General features: G+C 64.0%; 21 protein-coding genes. 10 read left to right on the forward strand and 11 right to left on the reverse strand.

Features of this window, described 5'->3' with window-relative positions:
- Positions 1-140: 140 nt before the first annotated feature.
- From NG898_RS17605 to NG898_RS17640, 8 genes are all read left to right on the forward strand, one after another.
- The gene (locus tag NG898_RS17605; protein ID WP_420803703.1) at positions 141-620 is read left to right on the forward strand and encodes a TRAP transporter small permease; all 480 of its coding nucleotides are present in this window, start codon (positions 141-143) and stop codon (positions 618-620) included.
- 6 nt (positions 621-626) lie between these two features.
- Complete coding sequence (locus tag NG898_RS17610; protein WP_252693655.1) at positions 627-1,979, forward strand: TRAP transporter large permease; 1,353 nt, start codon at positions 627-629, stop codon at positions 1,977-1,979.
- Positions 1,980-2,037: 58 nt separating this feature from the next.
- On the forward strand, positions 2,038-3,246 hold the full coding sequence (locus tag NG898_RS17615) for a porin (protein ID WP_252693656.1): 1,209 nt from the start codon (positions 2,038-2,040) through the stop codon (positions 3,244-3,246).
- 228 nt (positions 3,247-3,474) lie between these two features.
- Complete coding sequence (locus NG898_RS17620; protein ID WP_092971221.1) at positions 3,475-4,128, forward strand: GntR family transcriptional regulator; 654 nt, start codon at positions 3,475-3,477, stop codon at positions 4,126-4,128.
- Between the two features lie 175 nt (positions 4,129-4,303).
- Positions 4,304-5,167: a hypothetical protein gene (locus NG898_RS17625; protein ID WP_252693657.1), complete on the forward strand. Its 864-nt coding sequence runs from the start codon at positions 4,304-4,306 to the stop codon at positions 5,165-5,167.
- A gap of 155 nt (positions 5,168-5,322) precedes the next feature.
- The gene (locus NG898_RS17630) at positions 5,323-5,754 is read left to right on the forward strand and encodes a YciI family protein (RefSeq protein ID WP_252693658.1); all 432 of its coding nucleotides are present in this window, start codon (positions 5,323-5,325) and stop codon (positions 5,752-5,754) included.
- A gap of 11 nt (positions 5,755-5,765) precedes the next feature.
- Positions 5,766-7,049 carry an RNA polymerase sigma factor gene (locus NG898_RS17635; protein WP_252693659.1) on the forward strand — a complete coding sequence of 428 codons (1,284 nt, stop codon included), beginning with the start codon at positions 5,766-5,768 and terminating at the stop codon, positions 7,047-7,049.
- 92 nt (positions 7,050-7,141) lie between these two features.
- Positions 7,142-8,269, forward strand: coding sequence for an acyltransferase family protein (locus tag NG898_RS17640; RefSeq protein WP_252693660.1), 1,128 nt, complete (start codon positions 7,142-7,144; stop codon positions 8,267-8,269).
- A 63-nt stretch (positions 8,270-8,332) separates the two neighbouring features.
- Here NG898_RS17640 and NG898_RS17645 read toward each other — a convergent pair whose 3' ends face one another.
- Together NG898_RS17645 and NG898_RS17650 are read right to left on the reverse strand one after the other, a co-directional pair.
- A complete protein-coding gene (locus NG898_RS17645; RefSeq protein WP_252693661.1) occupies positions 8,333-9,151 on the reverse strand; it encodes a class I SAM-dependent methyltransferase in 819 nt (272 codons plus the stop codon).
- A 130-nt stretch (positions 9,152-9,281) separates the two neighbouring features.
- Entirely contained in the window at positions 9,282-10,232 is a 951-nt protein-coding gene (locus NG898_RS17650; protein ID WP_252693662.1) for a LysR family transcriptional regulator, read from the reverse strand.
- A 111-nt stretch (positions 10,233-10,343) separates the two neighbouring features.
- Between NG898_RS17650 and pcaD the strand changes: the two genes are divergently transcribed.
- Together pcaD and NG898_RS17660 are read left to right on the forward strand one after the other, a co-directional pair.
- A complete protein-coding gene (pcaD, locus tag NG898_RS17655) occupies positions 10,344-11,159 on the forward strand; it encodes a 3-oxoadipate enol-lactonase (protein WP_252693663.1) in 816 nt (271 codons plus the stop codon).
- A 75-nt stretch (positions 11,160-11,234) separates the two neighbouring features.
- On the forward strand, positions 11,235-11,855 hold the full coding sequence (locus tag NG898_RS17660) for a TetR/AcrR family transcriptional regulator (RefSeq protein ID WP_252693664.1): 621 nt from the start codon (positions 11,235-11,237) through the stop codon (positions 11,853-11,855).
- 3 nt (positions 11,856-11,858) lie between these two features.
- Here the strand turns inward: NG898_RS17660 and paaE are convergent, their stop codons facing one another.
- From paaE to NG898_RS17705, 9 genes are all read right to left on the reverse strand, one after another.
- Positions 11,859-12,959, reverse strand: coding sequence for a 1,2-phenylacetyl-CoA epoxidase subunit PaaE (gene paaE / locus NG898_RS17665; RefSeq protein ID WP_252693665.1), 1,101 nt, complete (start codon positions 12,957-12,959; stop codon positions 11,859-11,861).
- A 21-nt stretch (positions 12,960-12,980) separates the two neighbouring features.
- Positions 12,981-13,493 (reverse strand): 1,2-phenylacetyl-CoA epoxidase subunit PaaD, encoded by a 513-nt coding sequence (gene paaD / locus NG898_RS17670; protein WP_252693666.1) that lies wholly within the window; start codon positions 13,491-13,493, stop codon positions 12,981-12,983.
- Entirely contained in the window at positions 13,487-14,287 is an 801-nt protein-coding gene (gene paaC, locus NG898_RS17675) for a 1,2-phenylacetyl-CoA epoxidase subunit PaaC (RefSeq protein WP_252693667.1), read from the reverse strand. The genes paaD and paaC overlap by 7 nt, the downstream gene beginning before the upstream one ends.
- A gap of 9 nt (positions 14,288-14,296) precedes the next feature.
- Positions 14,297-14,584, reverse strand: coding sequence for a 1,2-phenylacetyl-CoA epoxidase subunit PaaB (paaB, locus tag NG898_RS17680; protein WP_004635034.1), 288 nt, complete (start codon positions 14,582-14,584; stop codon positions 14,297-14,299).
- A gap of 17 nt (positions 14,585-14,601) precedes the next feature.
- Positions 14,602-15,621, reverse strand: a complete 1,020-nt coding sequence (gene paaA, locus NG898_RS17685) for a 1,2-phenylacetyl-CoA epoxidase subunit PaaA (RefSeq protein ID WP_252693668.1) — start codon at positions 15,619-15,621, stop codon at positions 14,602-14,604.
- 166 nt (positions 15,622-15,787) lie between these two features.
- Positions 15,788-17,236: a DHA2 family efflux MFS transporter permease subunit gene (locus NG898_RS17690; RefSeq protein WP_252693669.1), complete on the reverse strand. Its 1,449-nt coding sequence runs from the start codon at positions 17,234-17,236 to the stop codon at positions 15,788-15,790.
- Between the two features lie 40 nt (positions 17,237-17,276).
- Entirely contained in the window at positions 17,277-17,804 is a 528-nt protein-coding gene (locus tag NG898_RS17695; RefSeq protein WP_252693670.1) for an SRPBCC family protein, read from the reverse strand.
- Between the two features lie 232 nt (positions 17,805-18,036).
- The gene (locus NG898_RS17700) at positions 18,037-18,468 is read right to left on the reverse strand and encodes a VOC family protein (protein WP_252693671.1); all 432 of its coding nucleotides are present in this window, start codon (positions 18,466-18,468) and stop codon (positions 18,037-18,039) included.
- A gap of 72 nt (positions 18,469-18,540) precedes the next feature.
- A complete protein-coding gene (locus NG898_RS17705; protein ID WP_252693672.1) occupies positions 18,541-18,984 on the reverse strand; it encodes a YybH family protein in 444 nt (147 codons plus the stop codon).
- Positions 18,985-19,000 lie beyond the last annotated feature (16 nt).

Below are 19,000 nucleotides of genomic sequence, written 5' to 3' on the forward strand. Positions count from 1 at the left end.
CTGCATCACCGCTCAAGCGCGGGGCCGGCGCCTTTCCCGCGGGCCCTGCGCCGGGCAGGCCCCGATGTACGCCGTTGGTACACCGGCCCCGCCTGCCCACCTCCGATACCGCGTTCCCCTCCAGGTTCAGCATGCAATCGATGTCTTTACTCAAACGCATCAACGATGCGTTTGCGCTCCTGCTCACGCTTGTGGCGGCGTCATGCCTGGCCACGCTGACCGTGCTTGTCTTCTACGGCGTGATCATGCGCTACGTCTTCAACAACGCGCCAGATTTTGTTGAACCCATCGCCCTGCTCATGGTGGTGGCCATTGCCATGTTCGGGGCCGCGCTCAAGGTGCGCGAAGGCGGCCATATCGGCATGGACTCCTTTGTCGAACGCCTGCCCGCCGGGGGCAAGCGCGCCGCGCACGTGCTGCAGAAGCTCTGTCTGATTGCCTTTGCCGCGGTGATCTTCATCGGCTGCTTGGAGATGGCCGAAACCACGTTCGATGACCGCATTCCCATCCTCGGACTGCCGGAAGCCGTGCGCTATTGGATTCCTATCGTGGCGAGTGTCGCCATCGCCCTGTTCGCTCTCGAACGCCTGATTGGGCTGTTCGCGCAAGACGCAAGTTAAGTCACCATGGATCTCGCCATTCTCTCCGTCAGTTTTCTGGCGTTTCTTCTGCTGGGCGTGCCGGTTTCGTTCGCGCTCGGCCTGTCATGCGTGCTGACTTATCTGCACGAAGGCCTGCCGGCGGCCACCGCCATGCAGTCGATGATCTCGGGCATGAATGCGTTCTCGTTCCTGGCCGTGCCCTTCTTCATCCTGTCGGGCGAGCTGATGCTGCACGGTGGCATTGCAGACCGCATCCTGCGCTTCGCGCAATCCCTGGTGGGGCACTTCCGCGGTGGCCTCGGCATGGCCAACGTGGTGGCCTGCACGCTGTTCGGCGGTGTCTCGGGCTCGCCCACCGCCGACACGTCGGCCATGGGTGGCGTGGTAATTCCGCTGATGAAGCGCGAAGGCTACAGCGCGGCCTACGCCGTGAACGTGACCACGCATGCCTCGCTGGCCGGCGCGCTCATGCCGACTTCCACCAACATGATCATCTACGCCTTTGCGGCGCAGGGCATCGTGGGCTCGCTCAACGGCCAGCAGGTGAGCGGCGTGTCGATTGGCGACCTGCTGTTCTCGGGGCTGCTGCCGGTGCTGTGGGTCATGGGCTTCGTGCTGATCGCCGCCTACTGGCAAGCCAAGCGCTACGGTTTCCCGCGCCGCGCCGACGGCTCGACCGAGCTGCCGCCCTTCCCCGGCTGGTTTGCCGTGGCACGTGCCTTTGTGGGCGCAGTACCGGGCCTGATGGTGATCGCACTGATCCTGGTGTGCGTGGCCATGGGCATTGCCACCGCCACCGAAGCCGCCGCCATCGCAGTCGCCTATTCGCTGTGCCTGACGGTGCTCGTCTATCGCTCCATGACGTGGACCAAGTTTCGCCGCGCGCTGGCCCACGCCGCCAAGACCACGGGCGTGGTGCTACTGCTGATTGCCGTGTCGAACATGCTGCGCTTCCAGATGGCCTACCTGGAGATTCCGGACGCCATCGAGCAGATGCTCACGCAGACCAGCGCCGCACCGTGGCTGATGCTGCTCTACATCAACATCCTGCAGGTGTTCCTGGGCACGTTCGTCGACATGGCGGCGCACATCCTGATCACCACGCCGTTGTTCCTGCCCATGGCCATGCATTGCGGCGTCGGCCCCGTGCAGTTCGGGATCATGCTGCTGCTCAACTGCTCGCTGGGTCTGGTGCACCCGCCCATCGGCTCGGTGCAGTTTGTCGGCTGCGCCATCGGCGAAGTCTCCATCGGCGAGACCACCAAGATCGCCTGGCCCTACTACCTCGCCATCTTCACTGCCATCAACGTGGTGACTTACATGCCGTTCTTCTCGACCTGGCTGCCGAGCGTGATCAACGGGCACCCGGTGTATTGAGCCCCCAAGCGAATAACCAACATGCAGCCACGGCTGCGACATCAAGGAAGGAGTCATCATGAAGAGCCAAGTAGCAATCGCGGCAGCGATCGCGCTCACAGGGGGCATCGCCGGATCAGCGACCGCGCAGAGCAGCGTCACGCTGTACGGCAACATCGACGTGTCGATCGGGTATCAGAGCAACCAGACATCGGTCGGATCCACCTCGAACGGCCATTCGGTCGTCAAGCAGAACAGCGGCATCTGGTCGGGCAGCCGCTTCGGCTTCAAGGGCAACGAAGACCTGGGCGGCGGCAACAGCGCGCAGTTCGTGCTTGAAGAAGGCTTTAACGGCGACACGGGCTCGCAATCGGTCTCGGGGCTGATGTTCAATCGCCAGGCCTTCGTGGGTCTGGCCAACCGCGAGCTGGGCACCGTCACGCTGGGCCGCCAGTACACGGCGTACTTCTCGATCCTGGCCCCGTACAGCCCGATCAACTGGCTGACCGGCTTCTACGGTGCACACCCGGGCGATATCGACTCGCTCGACACCAACTACCGCGTCAACAACTCCGTGGTCTACATGTCGCCTACGCTAGGCGGCGTGACCTTCAGCGGCTCCTACGGCATGGGCGAAACGCCAGGCAGCGTGGGCAACGGTTCCACCTGGAGCTTTGCCGCACGTTATGCCAATGGCCCGGTCGGCGTGGGCGCCGGCTTCATGCGCGTGAACAACTCGGCAGTGGGCGGCGGTGCCTGGGGCGCGAATTCGTCGCTGTCCAACGGCGGCAGCGAACCGGCCGTCTCGGCCATCAACGCCGGCTATCAACTGGCGGCGGCGCAACAGCGCTTTGCCGTGCTGGGTTCGTACACCTTCTCGCCCGCATGGGACGTATCGGTGTCGTACTCCAACGTGCAGTACATCCCGGGCGTGAACTCCAAGTTCGCCAGCGAGGCGATCTTCAATACCGGCGGCGCCGTGCTGCACTACAAGGCCACCCCGACGCTTGACTTGGCAGCCGGCTATTCGTACACGCGCGCCACCAAGGCCAACGGCATTGCGGACGCGGCTACGTATCACCAGTTCAACCTGTCGCAGTACTACAGCTTCTCGAAACGCACGGGCCTGTACGTTCTGGAGGCGTATCAGAAGGCCAAGGGCAAGACGATCTCGCCCACGGGCAGCATCATCGATGCCACGGCGTCCATCGGCGATGGTCAGAACGGTGCGCCGTCGGCCACCGGGTCGCAGCTGACCGTGGCCGTCGGCATGATTCACCGGTTCTGACCGGTTTGATCACCGGGCACGGCGTGCCGTTTAGGCGCTGTGCCCGGGGTTCACCTCAGTTCAAGTGCGCGGAGTTTGCCGCTATCATGGTGCCCGCGCTGCCCTTGGTCTCTGACCGCATCGACACCTCAGGCTGCGCCGTTGCGATCCCTTCCACTTCCCCCCGAACTCGTTGCGAGCTGTATGACTTCGCGCCCTTTCCCCTCGCCCGCTGAGGACGAGGCCACCATGACCGCCGCCCGACGCGTGTATCTGAAACTGCGTGAGCGGATTGTCGAGATGGAACTGCTGCCCGGAACGCGCATCGTCGAGAAGGATCTCGCAGAAGAATTCGGTACCAGCCGCACCCCCGTTCACGAGGCCGTCCAGCGGTTGGCAGAGGAAGGACTGATCGACGTCCAGGCCCGCGTCGGGACGTTCGTGTCGCGCATTCCGCTCAACACGCTGGAAGAAGCCATGCTCGTGCGCGGCGCGCTGGAAGTCGCCATCATCGAGAAGGCAGCCGAGCGCATGACGCCCGAAGGCATCCAGAAGCTGAACGTCGTGCTGGAGCGGCAGGCGCAATGCGTGCGCGAGAGCAACCGGCGCGGCTTCTTCCGCACCGACGAAGCCTTTCACGCCACGCTGGCCGAGCTGTCGGGCTACCCCGGCGTCTGGCAGATCATCCTGGAAGTCAAAACGCAGATCGATCGCTACCGGCTGCTGACCCTCCCGCTGGAGGGCCGCATGACCGAGGTCCTGGCCGAGCACCGCGCGGTGATCGACGCCCTTGCGTCCAACAATCCGAAACGCGCCGTGCGCGCCATGCGTGAGCACCTGGATCACGTGCTGCCGGTGCTGGAAATTACGCGCCGACTGCGCCCCGAATACTTCACCGTCTAACAGGTTCGAGCACTTGGCCGCTTCCGCTCGGGGCGGTCTCTTGATCTCAGCCGTGTTGTAGCAACAACTTCGGCATGCGTCGTGTGTTCGCCCCTGATCCCGGTGTTAATCCTCCATTCACATGCGCAGTGGATCATGTCGGGCCGACTTGCTCTCTCCCATGCAACGCCACTCCATGCCAAATTCCACCTCTGTGAAACCTTTGCCGAGCACCGTGCATGGTGCCGTCTTGGTGCTAAGCCTCGCACTTACGTTGCCAGCGTTGGCGCAAACGAACGCCCTGCGTGTGGCTTCCGATGTAAAGGACATCCGCATCAAGACGCTGAACGTGCTGCCCAAGGCCAATGGCAGCAAGAGCGACCGAGCTGACTGCCCACAGGCCGTCATGAAGCCGGCGTCGGCCGCAGCTAAGCAAGTGGCGGCACAAGGCTGGGCGGTCATGGCCGATGTGCCGCTTGGCTCGGCATCTTCCGGCACGTATCGCGCCATCAGTTTTGCGGGCCGTCTGGAGGCCGGTACCAGCGCGACCTGCAGCATCACGCAAGGCAACGTGGCCGTGTTCGACAACGACAAGCTCGTCGCGCTGGCCTACGGTAAATCCGCAGAAGACACCGCCATCGGCACCCTCACCGCGCTCGAAGGCGGCACCGTACGCGTGTGGGACGGCGACATGGTCACTTCTCCGGTTGGTGACTTGCGTGTCGACGCTGATGGCACGGTGCACCTGAGCAAAATTGCCGACGAAGATGCCGTCTGCCACGGCCGCGCCAAAGTACCGACCATCTACGGCATGGCAATCGACAAGGCCCGCAAGGCACTCGCCGCCAAGGGCTGGAAGCCTGTACGAGGCGGCCCCAACGGAGAGCCCCGCCAGAGCGCCCTAGTCAAGCAGGGTCTAGTAGAAACCGAGAACTGTGCCGGCACGGGCCTCGCCTACTGCGACTTCAGCTACACCGGCCCTGCCGGCAAGCTGACCGTGACCACCGCCGGGGAGGACGACCCGCCGCACGTTGTCGACTACGAGGTCAAATGCCGTTGATTGGCTGAAAGGTATCTCCAGGCGTCACTCCGTTACATGTTGTTACACTTTTGGTTGCCGGGTCTGTCGATTGCGCCCACTCTTCATTCGACGTGCAAGTAGAGGCGCGAACATCATGCGTCGCCTCCAACCCAACGCACCCAAGGAGAAACACCATGCGATTCATGATTCTGCGACTGGCCGACAAAGACACCGAAGCCTCCGTCATGCCGAGCGAAGAACTGCTCACCACCATGGGCAAGTACATGGAAGACTTGGCCAAGGCAGGCGTGCTGCTGGGCGGCGAAGGGCTGCACCCCAGTTCGCGCGGCGCACGCGTGGAATTCAAGGGCGGCAAGCCGACGGTGATCGATGGCCCGTTTGCTGAGGCGAAGGAGCTGATCGCCGGCTACACCATGTTGCAAGTCAAGTCCGAAGAAGAAGCACTTGAGTGGGTCAAGCGCTGGCCGGCACTGGATGCCGGCGGCAACGTGCGCCTGGAAATCCGGCGCGTGTTTGAAGCGGAAGATTTTGGTGCGGAGTTCACACCCGAAGCCCGCGAGCGCGAAGAACGCCTGCGCGCAGAACTGGCGGCCAAGCAGCAATAAGCGGCGCCGTCATGGCCGGTTCGACGCCCGATGCGCTCGCCGTCCATCGCACCATCGATGCGGTGTGGCGCATCGAATCGGCCAGGATCATTGCCGGGCTTGCCCGCCTGCTGCGCAACGTGGGGCTGGCCGAAGAGCTGGCGCAGGATGCGCTGGTCGCGGCGCTGGAGCAATGGCCCGCATCGGGTATCCCCGACAACCCGGCCGCGTGGCTCACGGCCACCGCCAAACACCGGGCCATTGACCGGCTGCGCCATCACACGCTGGCGGAGCAAAAGCATGCGCTGTTGGCCATCGAACTGGAAATCGAACAGGAGCTTGCCCAGGCCGATGCCGAAACAGCGCGCGATGCGGTCATTGGCGACGATCTGCTGCGGCTGGTCTTCATCTCGTGCCATCCGGTGCTGCCGCACGAAGGCCGCGTGGCGCTAACGCTGCGACTGCTTGGCGGGCTGACCACGGACGAGATCGCCCGCGCCTTTCTGGTGCCGGAGCCGACGGTGGCGCAGCGCATCGTGCGCGCGAAGAAGACGCTTGCCGCCGCACGCGTGCCGTTCGAGCTGCCCGAGCCGGATGCGTTGCCCGAGCGGCTGTCGGCCGTGCTACAGGTGATCTATCTCGTCTTCAACGAAGGCTATGCCGCCACCACCGGTGACGACTGGACGCGCCCCACGCTATGTGAAGAGGCGCAGCGCCTGGGCCGCATCCTGGCAGGGCTCATGCCGGGCGAGCCGGAAGTGCATGGCCTGCTCGCGCTGATGGAGTTGCAGGCCTCGCGCCTGCGTGCACGCGTGGGCCCGGGCGGCCGGCCCATCCTACTGATGGAGCAGGACCGCAGCCGTTGGGATTACCTGCTTATCCAGCGTGGCTTTGCGGCGTTGGCACAAGCTGAAGCGTGCGGGCGCGGGCTTGGCCCTTATGGGCTGCAGGCGGCCATTGCGGCATGTCATGCCAGTGCGCGCACCGCCGAGCAAACCGACTGGGCGCGCATTGCCGCGCTATACGACGCACTGGCGCAGCTCACGCCATCGCCCATCGTCGAACTGAACCGCGCCGTGGCGGTAGCCATGGCGTATGGCCCGCAGGCAGGGCTTGAGATTGTCGATACGCTGCTGGCCGAACCCGCGCTGCGCAGCTATCACCTGTTGCCCAGCGTGCGCGCCGATTTCCTTGCGCGCCTCAACCGCCCGGCGGAGGCCCGCGCGGAGTACGAACGCGCAGCAGCGCTTGCACACAATCGGCAAGAACGCGCGCTCTTGCTGGAACGCGCAGCCAACTGCGCCGCACCGGAGTAGTCCCCGCGCGGCACGCCGCTTGCTACCCAGATTGGCTTGTCGATAACGCGACAGCGGCGGAACCTTGATTGCGCCACGGTCGTCCATCCTGCGTGAACCGATCTTCGTCTTCCCTTCTCAGCATTCAGGCGCTGCGCGGCTTTGCCGCGCTGTATGTGGTGGTGTACCACTCCGGGCTCGCCCTGGCCCATGCCGACATCCCTGCCCTGGCGTGGCTGACCACGCATGTGATCAAGCGCGGGCATGTGGGCGTGGATGTGTTCTTCGTCATCAGCGGCTTCATCATTGCGTGGGTCGCCATTCTTGGCCCAAAGGGGCCTGAGCCGGCCGGCGAATTTCTCGTCAAGCGTGCGTTCCGGCTTGTGCCGCCTTATTGGTTGATGTCGGTGCTGCACTCCACGTGGCTCAACCCGGTGTCTGCGGGCGTGCTGCTCACCTCGCTTGCGTTTGCGCCGCAGGCCAATGTGGATGCGCCGTACTTCGGATATCCGGCGCTGTATGTGGGCTGGTCGCTCAACTACGAAGTGTTCTTCTATGCGTTGTGTGCGATCGGGCTGGCGCTGTTCGGGCGGCGGGCGCTGGGGCTGGTGGCCCTGGCGCTGTTCACGACGACGATCATCGTGCCGTTCTGGCACAGCGGCGTCGTACAGCGCAACCCGGAAGCACTGTACGACTGGGCAACACCGCTGCAGGCCATGGCAGCCAATCCGCTTGTGCTGGAGTTCCTGCTGGGCGCGGGGCTGGCGTGGCTGTATGCGGCGCATCGGCATCGCCTAACGCCGGTCTTTGCGCGGATGCTGATGGCGGTAGGCGTGGCAACGTTCGTGATGTCGGTCGTTGGCCCCGTACCCAAGTTCGATCTGCTTGCCCGCGGGCTGCCAGCAGGCGCGTTGTTGATCGGCATGGTGGCCATGGAGCACTGCGGCGAGCTTCGCGTGCCGCGCGTCGCAGTCTGGCTGGGTGAGCTGTCGTACGCGCTCTACCTCGTGCACCCCAGCGTGATCGAAGCCACGCACCGCCTGGTGGACAGGCTGGCGCCAGAGTGGATCGGCACGCAACTGATGCTGTTTGCCGTCAACCTTGCGTTGACGCTGGTATTGGCAATGCTCCTGCATCGTTATGTCGAATTGCCGTCCATCGCTCTGGGCCGCCGCGCCGTCGACTGGATGCGCAACCGTCGACACAGCTCGCGTACGCACCTGGGTCAACAAGAATCTTGAGCAACGACGCCTCTGCACCACCTGCACCACGTAACGCGATACCGATGCCGCTACCTGCTCACCTCAAGCTGTCACGCTGAACATCAACGCCTGGATCTTGCCGTCGACCGGGCCGGCGCCAAACTGCGCCGTCAATGCATCGGTACATACGTCGGTGGCGTCGGCCAGCGCATCGGGGCCGAATGCCTCCAGCTCGCCGCGCACCGGCGTGCCCTGGCAGTACGCAATAGCGACCGCGCGCGCCGTGTCTGCCCGGCTGCGCGCTGGGACAACGTCGTACATGAACTCTGCGGTAAAGCCGCCCGCGCGCGCGTCGGCTTGAATCGGCACCGGATCGTAATGACCATGCGGCGTACGCGCCAGAAACATCGGCGGATTCTCGGGAAAGCGTTTCGCCAGCGCTTTCGTCACCACATTTGCAAAGTCGTTGTCTTCAATCCGGCCCCACACGCTCAGGAGCAGCTTGCCGCCCGGGGTCAGCACCCGCCGTGCCTCAGCAAAGGCCCTGGCTCGGTCGGGGAAGAACATCGCGCCAAACTGGCAGATGACCAAATCGAAAGAGCCGTCGGCAAACGGCAGTTGTTGGGCGTCGGCCTGCTGCCATGTCACGGGCCGATCTGTGCCCACGGCAGCCCCGCGATCGAGCATCGGCAGGTTGAGGTCGGTCGCGACAATCTCCGTGGTTGCAGGCAGCGCACGCGCCAGTGCGCGCGTCACGGCTCCGGTACCTGCGGCAACTTCCAGTACGCGCTGCGGCTGACATGACGCCGCCCGTGCGGCCATGTCCACCGCATACGGCTCGAAGATCAACGGGACCAGCAGCGTGTCATACAGCTCGGGAATGGAGCCAGAGAAGACCTGGTCGGTGCCATGCGCAGCCATCGTTCACCACCTTTGCCCGACGGAGGGTCAGGCATGAATCGTTATAGCCCGGAACCGCGCAGCGGGCACTCCGCCAAGTCGACTAGATGACATGCCTGCCAAGGCACGAAGGGATCGGCAAGGCGCCGGATTACCCCCGCTTTCTGATGGCCGCGGCTGCCTGACGCGGCATGCGGCCCAACGCCGGCTTGAGCACCGGTGCGTGGTCGCCGAGGAAGTCCCACAGCCGATTGGCGACCGGCCCGTGCGGCTGATCCCGCCGCCGCGCAACCGCCAGCTCCTGCACCATGCCAGGAAAATGCCGTCCCGCAATCGACAGCAATGTCCCTTCGCGCAATTCCGCATCGATCAGGAAACGCGGCAGATGCCCCCACGCCATTCCGTGGAGGATCAGCTCTTTCTTCATCAACTGATCTGGCACGGCGCACTGCGGCGCCCCTTCGATGACGTAGTGGGATTGCTCCGGCGGGTTTCGTGCCGAGTCGTTGATGACGCACTGCATGAAGCGCTGCATCTGCTGCGGCGTAATGGATGACGTAATGGGGAACGGCAGAAAATCCGGCGCCACCACGGGCACCATGGCGATCTTGCCCAGGTCGATCCACTCCATGCGCACGTCGCCCTTTGGCACGCGATGGACGATCAGGTCGGTGTCGTCTTCAAGCAAGCGCTCCCACGGTCCGGTGACGGCTTCAAACTGCAATTGCAGGCGCGTCTGCGGGCACTGGCCGAAGAACTCGCTGAGCAATGCCAGCACGGGCTGCAGCGGGCACAAGTCACCCAGCACCACACGCAATTCGGCTTCTTCGCCCATCGCCAGCTGCTTTGCGTGGGTTCGCAGTTCATCGCTCTCGCGCAGCACAGACTGCACCTTGCGATGAAACGACCGCCCCGCTTCCGTCAAGCGCACGCGATAGCCGCTGCGGTCCAGCAGGCTCAAACCCACCTGCCCCTCCAGCTTGGCGACCGCCGCAAACACCGAAGGGTGCGAGCGATGCAACCGGTCAGCGGCCGCTTGAAAACTACCGCCAGTCACCACCGCATCGAAGCACTGCAGTTCGTGGAGCGTGAAGTTCTGCATTGTCGGCAAAACCTACAAAGTTCGTCAGAACTTCATAGTATCCACGAATCTCATCGGCTTCTAGGATGACGACATCCCAACCGTTTCAACCGTCTTTCTCAGGAGCCCATCATGACCATCCGCAACGACCTTTCCTTCATCACCACCGGTGACGGCACGCGCATCGCCTATCGCTTCGACGGCGCGGCGGACAAGCCCGTGCTGCTGCTGTCCAACTCCATCGGCACCGACCTGCACATGTGGGACGTGACCGTGCCACGCCTGGCCGAGCACTTTCACGTGCTGCGCTACGACGCGCGTGGCCATGGCGCCTCGGGCGCCCCCGCTGGGGCCTACTCGATGGACCGGCTTGGGCGTGACGTTGTGGAGCTGCTTGATGCGCTGGGCATCCAACGCGTGCATATGCTGGGGTTGTCGCTGGGCGGCATCGTCGCGCAATGGCTGGCGATCCACGTGCCGGAGCGCATCGACCGGCTGATTCTTTCCAACACCGCTGCGCACATCGGCCCGACGCAGTATTTCGATCAGGCCATCGCCGAGCTGAACCGGGCACCCGACATGCACGCGACGACCGAAACGTTCCTGCGCAACTGGTTTCCGGCGCGCATGCTCGAAGCCAACGACCCGGCCGTTGAGCCATTCCGCCGCACGCTGCTGGCAACGCCGCGCGAGGGCATCATCGGCGGCTGGACGGCGGTGCGCGATTCCGACCTGCGCCGCACGATCACGCTGATCACGCATCCGACGCTCGTCATTGCCGGCCAGCACGACACCGTGACGTCCGCCCGCCACGGCGAGGAAATTGCCGCCGCCATTCCAGGAGCGCAACTGCACCTGCTGGACACCGTGCACCTCGCCAACGTGGAGCTGCCGGACGCATTTATGGACGCCGTGCTGGACTTCCTGGCCGTGCACGAAACGGCTTGATGCATCGACGCGGCATCGACACGCGGCAACCCAGCCGGTTAACATGGCGGCCATCCAACCGATGTGCCGCCAGCCATGTCCCGCGTCAAGAACGAAGACGAATTCGAGCTGCGCCGAGAAAGCGTGCTCGACACCGCCGCCGAAGCCTTTGCGGCCGACAGCTACCCGAGCGTGTCGATGAACCAGCTTGCCGCTGCATGCGGCGGCTCCAAATCGCGCCTGTATCACTACTACGAAGGCAAGGAAGCCATCCTGTTCGACCTGCTGGACCGTTACACGCGCCGGCTGGCCGATCTGGTTGAACGCGCCGAGAGCGACGCGCGGCACGCCAAACTTTCGGCGCGTGCCACGCTGCATCTGCTGGTCCGTACGTTCCTGGCCGAATACGCCACGTCGCGCACCCGGCATGTGGCTTTGCTCAATGACGTGAAATACCTGGCGCCGGAGCAGCGCGACATCGTGCTCGCGCGCGAGCGGGACGTGGTGGCGGCCGTGGGCCGGCAACTTGGCGCGGCTTACCCGGACAAGGTGGATGAAGCCAACCGCACGCCCATCACGATGATGCTGTTCGGCATGATGAACTGGACGTTCACCTGGCTCAAACCTGACGGGCCACTCTCGTATGAGGGCTATGCGGAAATGGTGATCGACATGCTGGAAGACGGGCTGAGCGGCTCAGGCGCCAGAAAAGGTTGACGTTCAACGCTCGTCATAGCTGACCACCACGCGCTGCGTGAGTGGCCGCGCCTGGCAGGTCAGCACAAACCCTTGCTGGATTTCCCAGTCTTCCAGCGTGAAGTTCTTGTCCATCTCTACACGGCCTTCCAGCACCTTGGCACGGCACGTACAGCACACGCCGCCCTTGCACGCATAGGGCAAATCGAGCCCCGCGTTCAACGCGCTGTCGAGCACCTTGGCGTCGCCCGCCATGGGCACTTCGTGCGATTTCCCGTCGAGCACCACCGTGAGCGCCACATCACCCGCCACTGCGGCATGCCTGCGCGGCTTGGCCGCTGCCGTCGCATCGCCCACCGGAACGCCAAAGCGCTCGGCATGCACACGCTCGCGCGGTACCCCGCGCTCGAGCAGCGCCGCTTCCACCGCATCGATCATCGTCGACGGGCCACAGATAAAGGCGGCATCAATATCGTCGGGCGGGATCAGCGTGTCCAGAAAAGCGCGCGCCTTCGCGACGTCGAGCCGCCCGTTGAACAGCGCGATCTCTTGCGCCTGGCGCGACAACACGTGATACAGCGCGAAGCGATCGAGGTAGCGGTCTTTCAGGTCTTCGAGCGCCTCGCCAAAGATGATGCTGTCGACGCTGCGATTGCCGTAGACCAACGTGAAACGGCTCTGCGGCTCTGCCGCCAGCGTCGTCTTGATGAGCGAGAGGATGGGCGTGATGCCGCTGCCGGCTGCAAAGGCAACGTAGTGGCGCGCGCTTTCGGCCGCCAGCGGTACGTAGAAGCGGCCGTCCGGCGGCAGCACATCGAGCGTCTGGCCGACGCGAATGCGGTCGTGCAGGTGGTTGGAGAAGACCCCGGCATCGACACGCTTGACCGCCACACGCAGTTCGCCGTGCGCGTCATAGTCCTGTACGGCGCAGCAGATGGAATACGAGCGCCGTAGTTCTTCCTGTCCGGGCAGTTGGCCGGGCGGCACACGCAGCGTCAGAAACTGGCCTTGCGTAAAGCGATATGCATCCCGCAGATCGTCCGGCACGTCAAAGCGCACGGAAATCGTATCGGCCGTTTCGCCGCGCACTTCGGCAACGCGCAAAGGGTGGAATTGCGGAGTCATGGCGGTCGGGCTCGGCGGGGCTTAGTAGGGCTTGAAATAGTCGAACGGCTCGCGACAGGCGCGGCAGCGGTACAGCGCCTTGCAAGCTGTCGAACCGAAGGCGGAAATGAGCACCGTATCGTGCGATCCGCATTGCGGGCAGGCAATGTGCTCGGCCTGCGCGGGGCGCGTGAGACGAATTGGGCGGGCGCCATCCACTTCGGCCACATGTGCCGGCGGCGCGATACCAAAGTCGCGCAGCTTGCGGCGCCCTTCAGCGGTAATCCAATCCGTCGTCCATGCCGGCGACAGCACCGAGTGCACGCGATACGCACCCACGTCTGCCGCCTGCAACGCGCGGCTCACATCATCGGCAATCTGCTCCATGGCCGGGCAGCCGGAATACGTGGGCGTGATCGTTGCCACCAGTGTGCCGGCCTCGTCGAGCTGCACATCGCGCAGGATGCCAAGCTCGGCGAGCGTGACCACGGGAATCTCCGGATCGGTCACGGCCTCCAGCGCGATACGCGCGCGGTCCACCCGCTCGCTTACCACGATGCCCCCGGAAACTGGCGCGCCAATCCCTGCATCTCGGCCAGCAGATAGCCCATATGCTCGGAATGCACGCCGTGCTTGCCGGTGCTGACATAGGGACCGGGCTCAGGCCAGCGCAGCGTGGCCTCGTCCAGCGCGTCACGCACGGTGGCTTCCCATGCGTCTCGCAGGTCTGCCGGACGCACGCCGATGCCAGCCTCGGCCACGGCAGCTTCAACATCGTCCGCTGCGAAGTATTCGTTGGTGTACGGCATCAGCCAATCGAGCGCAGCCTGAACACGCGCATGCGATTCGTCAGTGCCGTCACCGAAGCGCACGAGCCAGTCGCGCGTATGGGCGAGGTGGTAACGCATCTCCTTCACCGATTTGGCGGCAATGGCAGCCAGTTCGGTATCGGTCGAACGCGTCAACGCTTCCCATAGCGGCACCATCAATGCGGCGTACAGGAAATGGCGGACGACGGTGACGGCGTAGTCGCGTGCGGCTGCGGAGGTCGCCACCATCGGCCCTGCATGCGGCAGCTCGAGCAGCGTGTAATTTCGGAAAGCGGGCTCGGCGCGCCAATAGGCGTAGTCGTCTTCCGTGCGCGGCGTACCGGTGAGCGTGCCTTCGATCTGCCCCGCGTGCGTGTAGAGCAACCGCGCCTGGCCGATCAGGTCAAGACTCAGGTTGGACAGCGCGATGTCTTCTTCCAGCACGGGGCCATGGCCCGTCCATTCCGCGTTGCGCTGGCCGAGGATGAGCGCGTTGTCGGCCAGGCGAAGGATGTATTGCAGATGCGCGTCGAAAGTCATGACCGCGGCTCACATGTGATTGACTTCATCGGGCAGCCGATAGAACGTCGGGTGCCGATAGATCTTGTCGGCCATCGGGTCGAAGAGCATCGGCTTGTCGTCAGGTTCGCTGGCGGTGATGGCGGCCGATGGCACCACCCAGATCGAGACGCCTTCCTGCCGGCGCGTGTAGACGTCGCGCGCCATCTGCAGCGCCTGCTTGGCGTCCACCGCGTGCAGGCTGCCGCAGTGCTTGTGCTCCAGGCCCTGCTTGCTGCGGATGAACACTTCCCACAGGGGCCATTCGTGTTGATGCATGTTGGGCTCCTTCCCGTTCAGGCAGCTTGTTGGTTGGCGGTAGCGCGTTCGGCCTGCTTGCGCGCATAGGCGAGCGCTGCTTCGCGCACCCATTCGCCCTCTTCGTGTGCGCGCTTGCGCGTGGCGAGGCGCTCGCGGTTGCACGGGCCGTGGCCGTCCAGCACGCGCTTGAACTCGGACCAATCGAGCGGCGAGAAATCGTAATGGCCGCGCGCTTCGTTCCATGTGAGGCCCGGGTCGGGCAGCGTCACGCCGAGCACGCGCGCCTGCTCGACGGTGGCATCGACAAAGCGCTGCCGCAGATCGTCGTTCGAGATGCGCTTGATGCCCCAGGCCATGGTCTGCGCGCTGTTGGGCGACGCGGTATCGGGCGGCCCAAACATCATCAGCACCGGGAACCACCAGCGGTTGACGGATTCCTGCACCATGTCGCGCTGCGCCCGCGTGCCGCCCATCATCGTCAGTAACGACTCATAGCCCTGACGCTGGTGAAACGATTCTTCCTTGCAGATGCGGATCATGGCGCGCGCATATGGCCCATACGAACAGCGGCACAGCGGCACCTGATTCATGATCGCCGCGCCATCGACGAGCCAGCCGATCACGCCCACGTCTGCCCAGGAGAGCGTCGGGTAATTGAAGATCGACGAATACTTTGCGCGACCTTCGTGCAGCGCGTCGATCATCTCGTCGCGCGAGCTGCCGAGTGTTTCTGCGGCGGAATAGAGATAGAGGCCGTGGCCCGCTTCGTCCTGCACCTTGGCAAGGAGGATGGCCTTGCGCTTGAGCGACGGCGCGCGGCTGATCCAGTTGCCCTCGGGCAGCATGCCCACCACCTCGGAATGCGCGTGCTGCGAAATCTGCCGCAGCAGCGTCTTACGGTACGGCGCGGGCATCCAGTCTTGCGGCTCGATTTTTTGGTCTGCGCCGATGCGGGCGTCAAACCGCGCCTGCAAATCGGCTTCGCCTTGGGAGGCGGCGGCCAGTTCCCGCTCCGCGGGCAGACCGCCAGGCTGGTCGAGGCTTTGGGTGTACATGCGATCCTCCGGCCGCTTGCGTGGCATGTGCACGGGACGTCATGCGCACCGTGTTTTGGATGGATCGATTATAAACCGTCCGACCGGTCGGTCAATAACGGATTTCACCACATGCCTCTTGCGAGACATGCGGTGTGCTCCCTTCCTCGGGTCCTTTCTCGGTGGCTCAGATTGGCGCTGCCGACGATGCTTCGTCCTGCGCCGCTCCGTGCGCGCGCGTGCGCACGAACACGCCCGCCAGCACCGAGCCGAGCACCGCTGCAACCGCGCCCAGCAGGAACGCGAGGTGATAGCCGCCATTCAGCGCGGTCGTGGCATCGGCCCCTGCCGCAGCCAGACCTTCGGTGCGCCCGGCAGCCAGACTTGCCAGGATGGCGAGGCCCAATGCGCCGCCCATCATGAACGAGGTGTTGACCACGCCCGACGCCAAGCCCGATTCATCCGGCGCCACATCGCTCATGGCGGCCAGCAGCACCGGGTTGAATGCCACACCGGCGCCCAAGCCCAGCAATAGCATGCCGGGCAGCACGTCCAGCACAAAGCTGCCGCCCGCAGGCGCGCGCGCAAACAGCACCAGCCCAATGCCTGCCACCAGCAAACCCACCGAGAGCGGCGCGCGAATGCCGAAGCGCATCACCAGCTTGGCTGACAAACCCAGCGAGAACACCGCCATGATGATGTTGGCCGGCAGGAAGGCCAGCCCCACCTGCATGGCGCTGTAGTCGAGCACGCGCTGCATGTACAGCGCCGAGATGAAGAACCACGCGAACATCGCCGCCGCCCACAACACGCCCACCACGTTGGCCGTAGCGACGTTGCGCAGAGCAAACATGTGCAGCGGCATCAACGGATGCGACACGCGAGATTCAATGATCAGGAACGCGATCATCAGCGCAATGGCCATGCCCAGCTGCGTTAGCGTTTGCGTGGAGGTCCAACCGGCTTCATTGCCATGCACGACGGCGTACACCGCGAGCATCAGCGACGCGGTCACGGCAATCGCGCCTGCCACGTCCAGCTTCGTGCGATCGGCCAACGGCTTGCCCGCAGGCAACAACGCCACGCAGGCGGCGTACACGGCCACGCCAATCGGCAGGTTGACCAGGAAGATCCAGTGCCAGCTCAGCGTGCTCGTCAGCAAGCCACCGAGCAACACACCGATGCTGCCGCCGCCCGCACACACAAAGCCGTAGATGCCCATTGCCTTGGCGCGATCTGCCGGCGAGGTGAACAGGTTCATGATGAGCGACAGCGACACCGCCGACACCACCGCACCGCCCAGCCCCTGCACGGCGCGCGCCGTGATCAGCAGCCCTTGCGAATTCGCCAGCCCGCACGCAGCCGAAGCGAGCGTGAACAGCGTCAGCCCCAGCAGGAACAGCTTGCGATGTCCGAACAGGTCACCCAGCCGGCCACCCAGCAACAGGCAGCCGCCAAAGGTCAGCATGTAGGCGTTGACGACCCACACGAGCGAGGTTTCAGTAAAGCCCAGGTCTGCCTGGATGGACGGCAGCGCAACGTTCACGATGGTCGTATCCAGCACGATCATCAGCACGCCCAGACAGAGCACGATGAGGGCAAGCCAGCGCTTGCGTTCGTCGATGCCATGCGTCATGGAGTCACTCCTATGATTGGCCGCCGCGCCTGAATGTTGCTCAGGATTGCGCAGCCGATTTGAGGTTGGCGAGACCGGCTTCAAAGTCCTTGCCGATCATCGCGTCCATACTGAAAAACAGACCCATCACCTTGGAGATGAATGGGCTCGGGCCATACATGGCCCAGGTCACGTGCGTCACATCGCCGGCAGGCTTGAGCGTGAATTCCGCCGTGTTGCGCGCTTCGAACGGTTTCAAAAAATCCAACTGAATCTGTATGCGGCTGGGCGACGTTGAATCGACGATCTCCATGCGCCCCGCCCCAACTTCCCGCGAGCCATCCCACGCATAGTTCGCGCCCTTGCCATTGGCGGGACCGCCATAGGTGCGCTTCATCGCGGGGTCACGCTTTTCCCACGGAGACCAGGCCGTCCAGCGGTGGAAATCGTTGATCAGGGCGAACACCTTTTCAGGCGGCGCCTTGATGTCGATCTCGCGTTGCACGCGGAAGGTATCCGGACGCGTGGCCGCAAAACCCAGCATAGCGACGATCGCGACGACGATGACGATCGCAATGATCTTCAGCATGAAGAGCGCTCCAACAGATGGGGGCAGAGGTGAAGGACGCCTTTGCGCATGCCGTGCAAAGGGTCGCGGCCAGAACAGCCGGTCGTCACCCAGGGGGTGGTTTCGTTGATATTGGTAAGGCCCCGGTGATCGCGCAGTCTAGCACCGGACCATCGCCCTGCACCAAGGCGGGCACCCTACGATTTTGCGTAGAACGGCCACCACTCGGCGGCCGTTTGCATGCGCCTTGCCATTACATCGGCTTGGGCGCAATCACCATCCACGTGATGCCAAAGCGGTCGGTCACCATGCCGAACGCGTTGGCGAAAAACGTTTCGGACATCGGCATCGTGACTTGGCCGCCATCACCGAGTGCCTTGAATGTGCGCTCGGCCGCGGCGTTGTCGGGCACGCTGACTGACAACCCGAAACCCTTGAAATCCGTCTTGCCACCGGCCATGCCATCAGAGGCAAGGATCTGGGTTTCGCCCACGCGGAAGGCGGCGTGCATCACCTTGTCGAGCGGGGGCGCCATGCCGCCGCATTGCTCGCTGGTGGGCTGCGCATCCTTGGGCGCATCCTTGTAGTGCATCACCACATCGACCTTGGCACCAAGCGTCTTCTTGTAGAACTCCAGCGCTTCTTCACAACGACCTTCGAAGAACAGATACGGTTGAACTTGCATCACAACTCCTTGGGGTGGACTTGGGGGACTGCAAAGCCGCGCATTGCGCCACGCGGTCGGGGGAAACCTCGCTCAGCCGCACGCCGGCTCAGGCACCGGCATCGGCATCGGCATCGGCACTGAGGCATGCTCGTGTACGACTTGCCAATGGCCATCGTGCTTGCGGAAACACACGGTGGCGCGCGTCTGCGCATCGTGCTTCGCTCCGTCGCGATAGCGCGCACGCAGGCGATTCACGCTGAAGCAATAGGCCAGATCGCCACTCACCTCAAGGTGCAGCTCGGTGAATTGGAAATCGGCTTGCCCCTCGAGTGCGTCGAACCAGCCTTGCCAGTTGCGACGGTATGCATCGACGCCCTTTACGAACAGCGGCGGCATCACATCGAAGACCACCACATCGTGTGCGTAATGACGCATGACGGCGTCGACATCCTTGGCGCGGATGGCGGCAGCCCACTCGTCAATCAACGTACGTAGTTGGGCCTCGTCGCCCGCTGCGGTGGTGGTAATCGTCATGTTGACCTCCAAAGAA

It is taken from the genome of Ralstonia mojiangensis, assembly GCF_023955645.1.
GTDB lineage: Bacteria > Pseudomonadota > Gammaproteobacteria > Burkholderiales > Burkholderiaceae > Ralstonia > Ralstonia mojiangensis.

Coding starts and splice junctions, on each gene's coding strand:
- paaB (WP_004635034.1), bottom strand. CDS start 14,584: ATGCATCAACACGAATGGCCCCTGTGGGAAGTGTTCATCCGCAGCAAG.
- paaC (WP_252693667.1), bottom strand. CDS start 14,287: ATGACTTTCGACGCGCATCTGCAATACATCCTTCGCCTGGCCGACAAC.
- NG898_RS17620 (WP_092971221.1), top strand. CDS start 3,475: ATGACCGCCGCCCGACGCGTGTATCTGAAACTGCGTGAGCGGATTGTC.
- NG898_RS17650 (WP_252693662.1), bottom strand. CDS start 10,232: ATGCAGAACTTCACGCTCCACGAACTGCAGTGCTTCGATGCGGTGGTG.
- NG898_RS17645 (WP_252693661.1), bottom strand. CDS start 9,151: ATGGCTGCGCATGGCACCGACCAGGTCTTCTCTGGCTCCATTCCCGAG.
- NG898_RS17690 (WP_252693669.1), bottom strand. CDS start 17,236: ATGACGCATGGCATCGACGAACGCAAGCGCTGGCTTGCCCTCATCGTG.
- NG898_RS17705 (WP_252693672.1), bottom strand. CDS start 18,984: ATGACGATTACCACCACCGCAGCGGGCGACGAGGCCCAACTACGTACG.
- NG898_RS17660 (WP_252693664.1), top strand. CDS start 11,235: ATGTCCCGCGTCAAGAACGAAGACGAATTCGAGCTGCGCCGAGAAAGC.
- paaA (WP_252693668.1), bottom strand. CDS start 15,621: ATGTACACCCAAAGCCTCGACCAGCCTGGCGGTCTGCCCGCGGAGCGG.
- pcaD (WP_252693663.1), top strand. CDS start 10,344: ATGACCATCCGCAACGACCTTTCCTTCATCACCACCGGTGACGGCACG.
- NG898_RS17695 (WP_252693670.1), bottom strand. CDS start 17,804: ATGCTGAAGATCATTGCGATCGTCATCGTCGTCGCGATCGTCGCTATG.
- NG898_RS17630 (WP_252693658.1), top strand. CDS start 5,323: ATGCGATTCATGATTCTGCGACTGGCCGACAAAGACACCGAAGCCTCC.
- NG898_RS17625 (WP_252693657.1), top strand. CDS start 4,304: ATGCCAAATTCCACCTCTGTGAAACCTTTGCCGAGCACCGTGCATGGT.
- NG898_RS17635 (WP_252693659.1), top strand. CDS start 5,766: ATGGCCGGTTCGACGCCCGATGCGCTCGCCGTCCATCGCACCATCGAT.
- NG898_RS17610 (WP_252693655.1), top strand. CDS start 627: ATGGATCTCGCCATTCTCTCCGTCAGTTTTCTGGCGTTTCTTCTGCTG.
- NG898_RS17700 (WP_252693671.1), bottom strand. CDS start 18,468: ATGCAAGTTCAACCGTATCTGTTCTTCGAAGGTCGTTGTGAAGAAGCG.
- NG898_RS17605 (WP_420803703.1), top strand. CDS start 141: ATGTCTTTACTCAAACGCATCAACGATGCGTTTGCGCTCCTGCTCACG.
- NG898_RS17615 (WP_252693656.1), top strand. CDS start 2,038: ATGAAGAGCCAAGTAGCAATCGCGGCAGCGATCGCGCTCACAGGGGGC.
- paaE (WP_252693665.1), bottom strand. CDS start 12,959: ATGACTCCGCAATTCCACCCTTTGCGCGTTGCCGAAGTGCGCGGCGAA.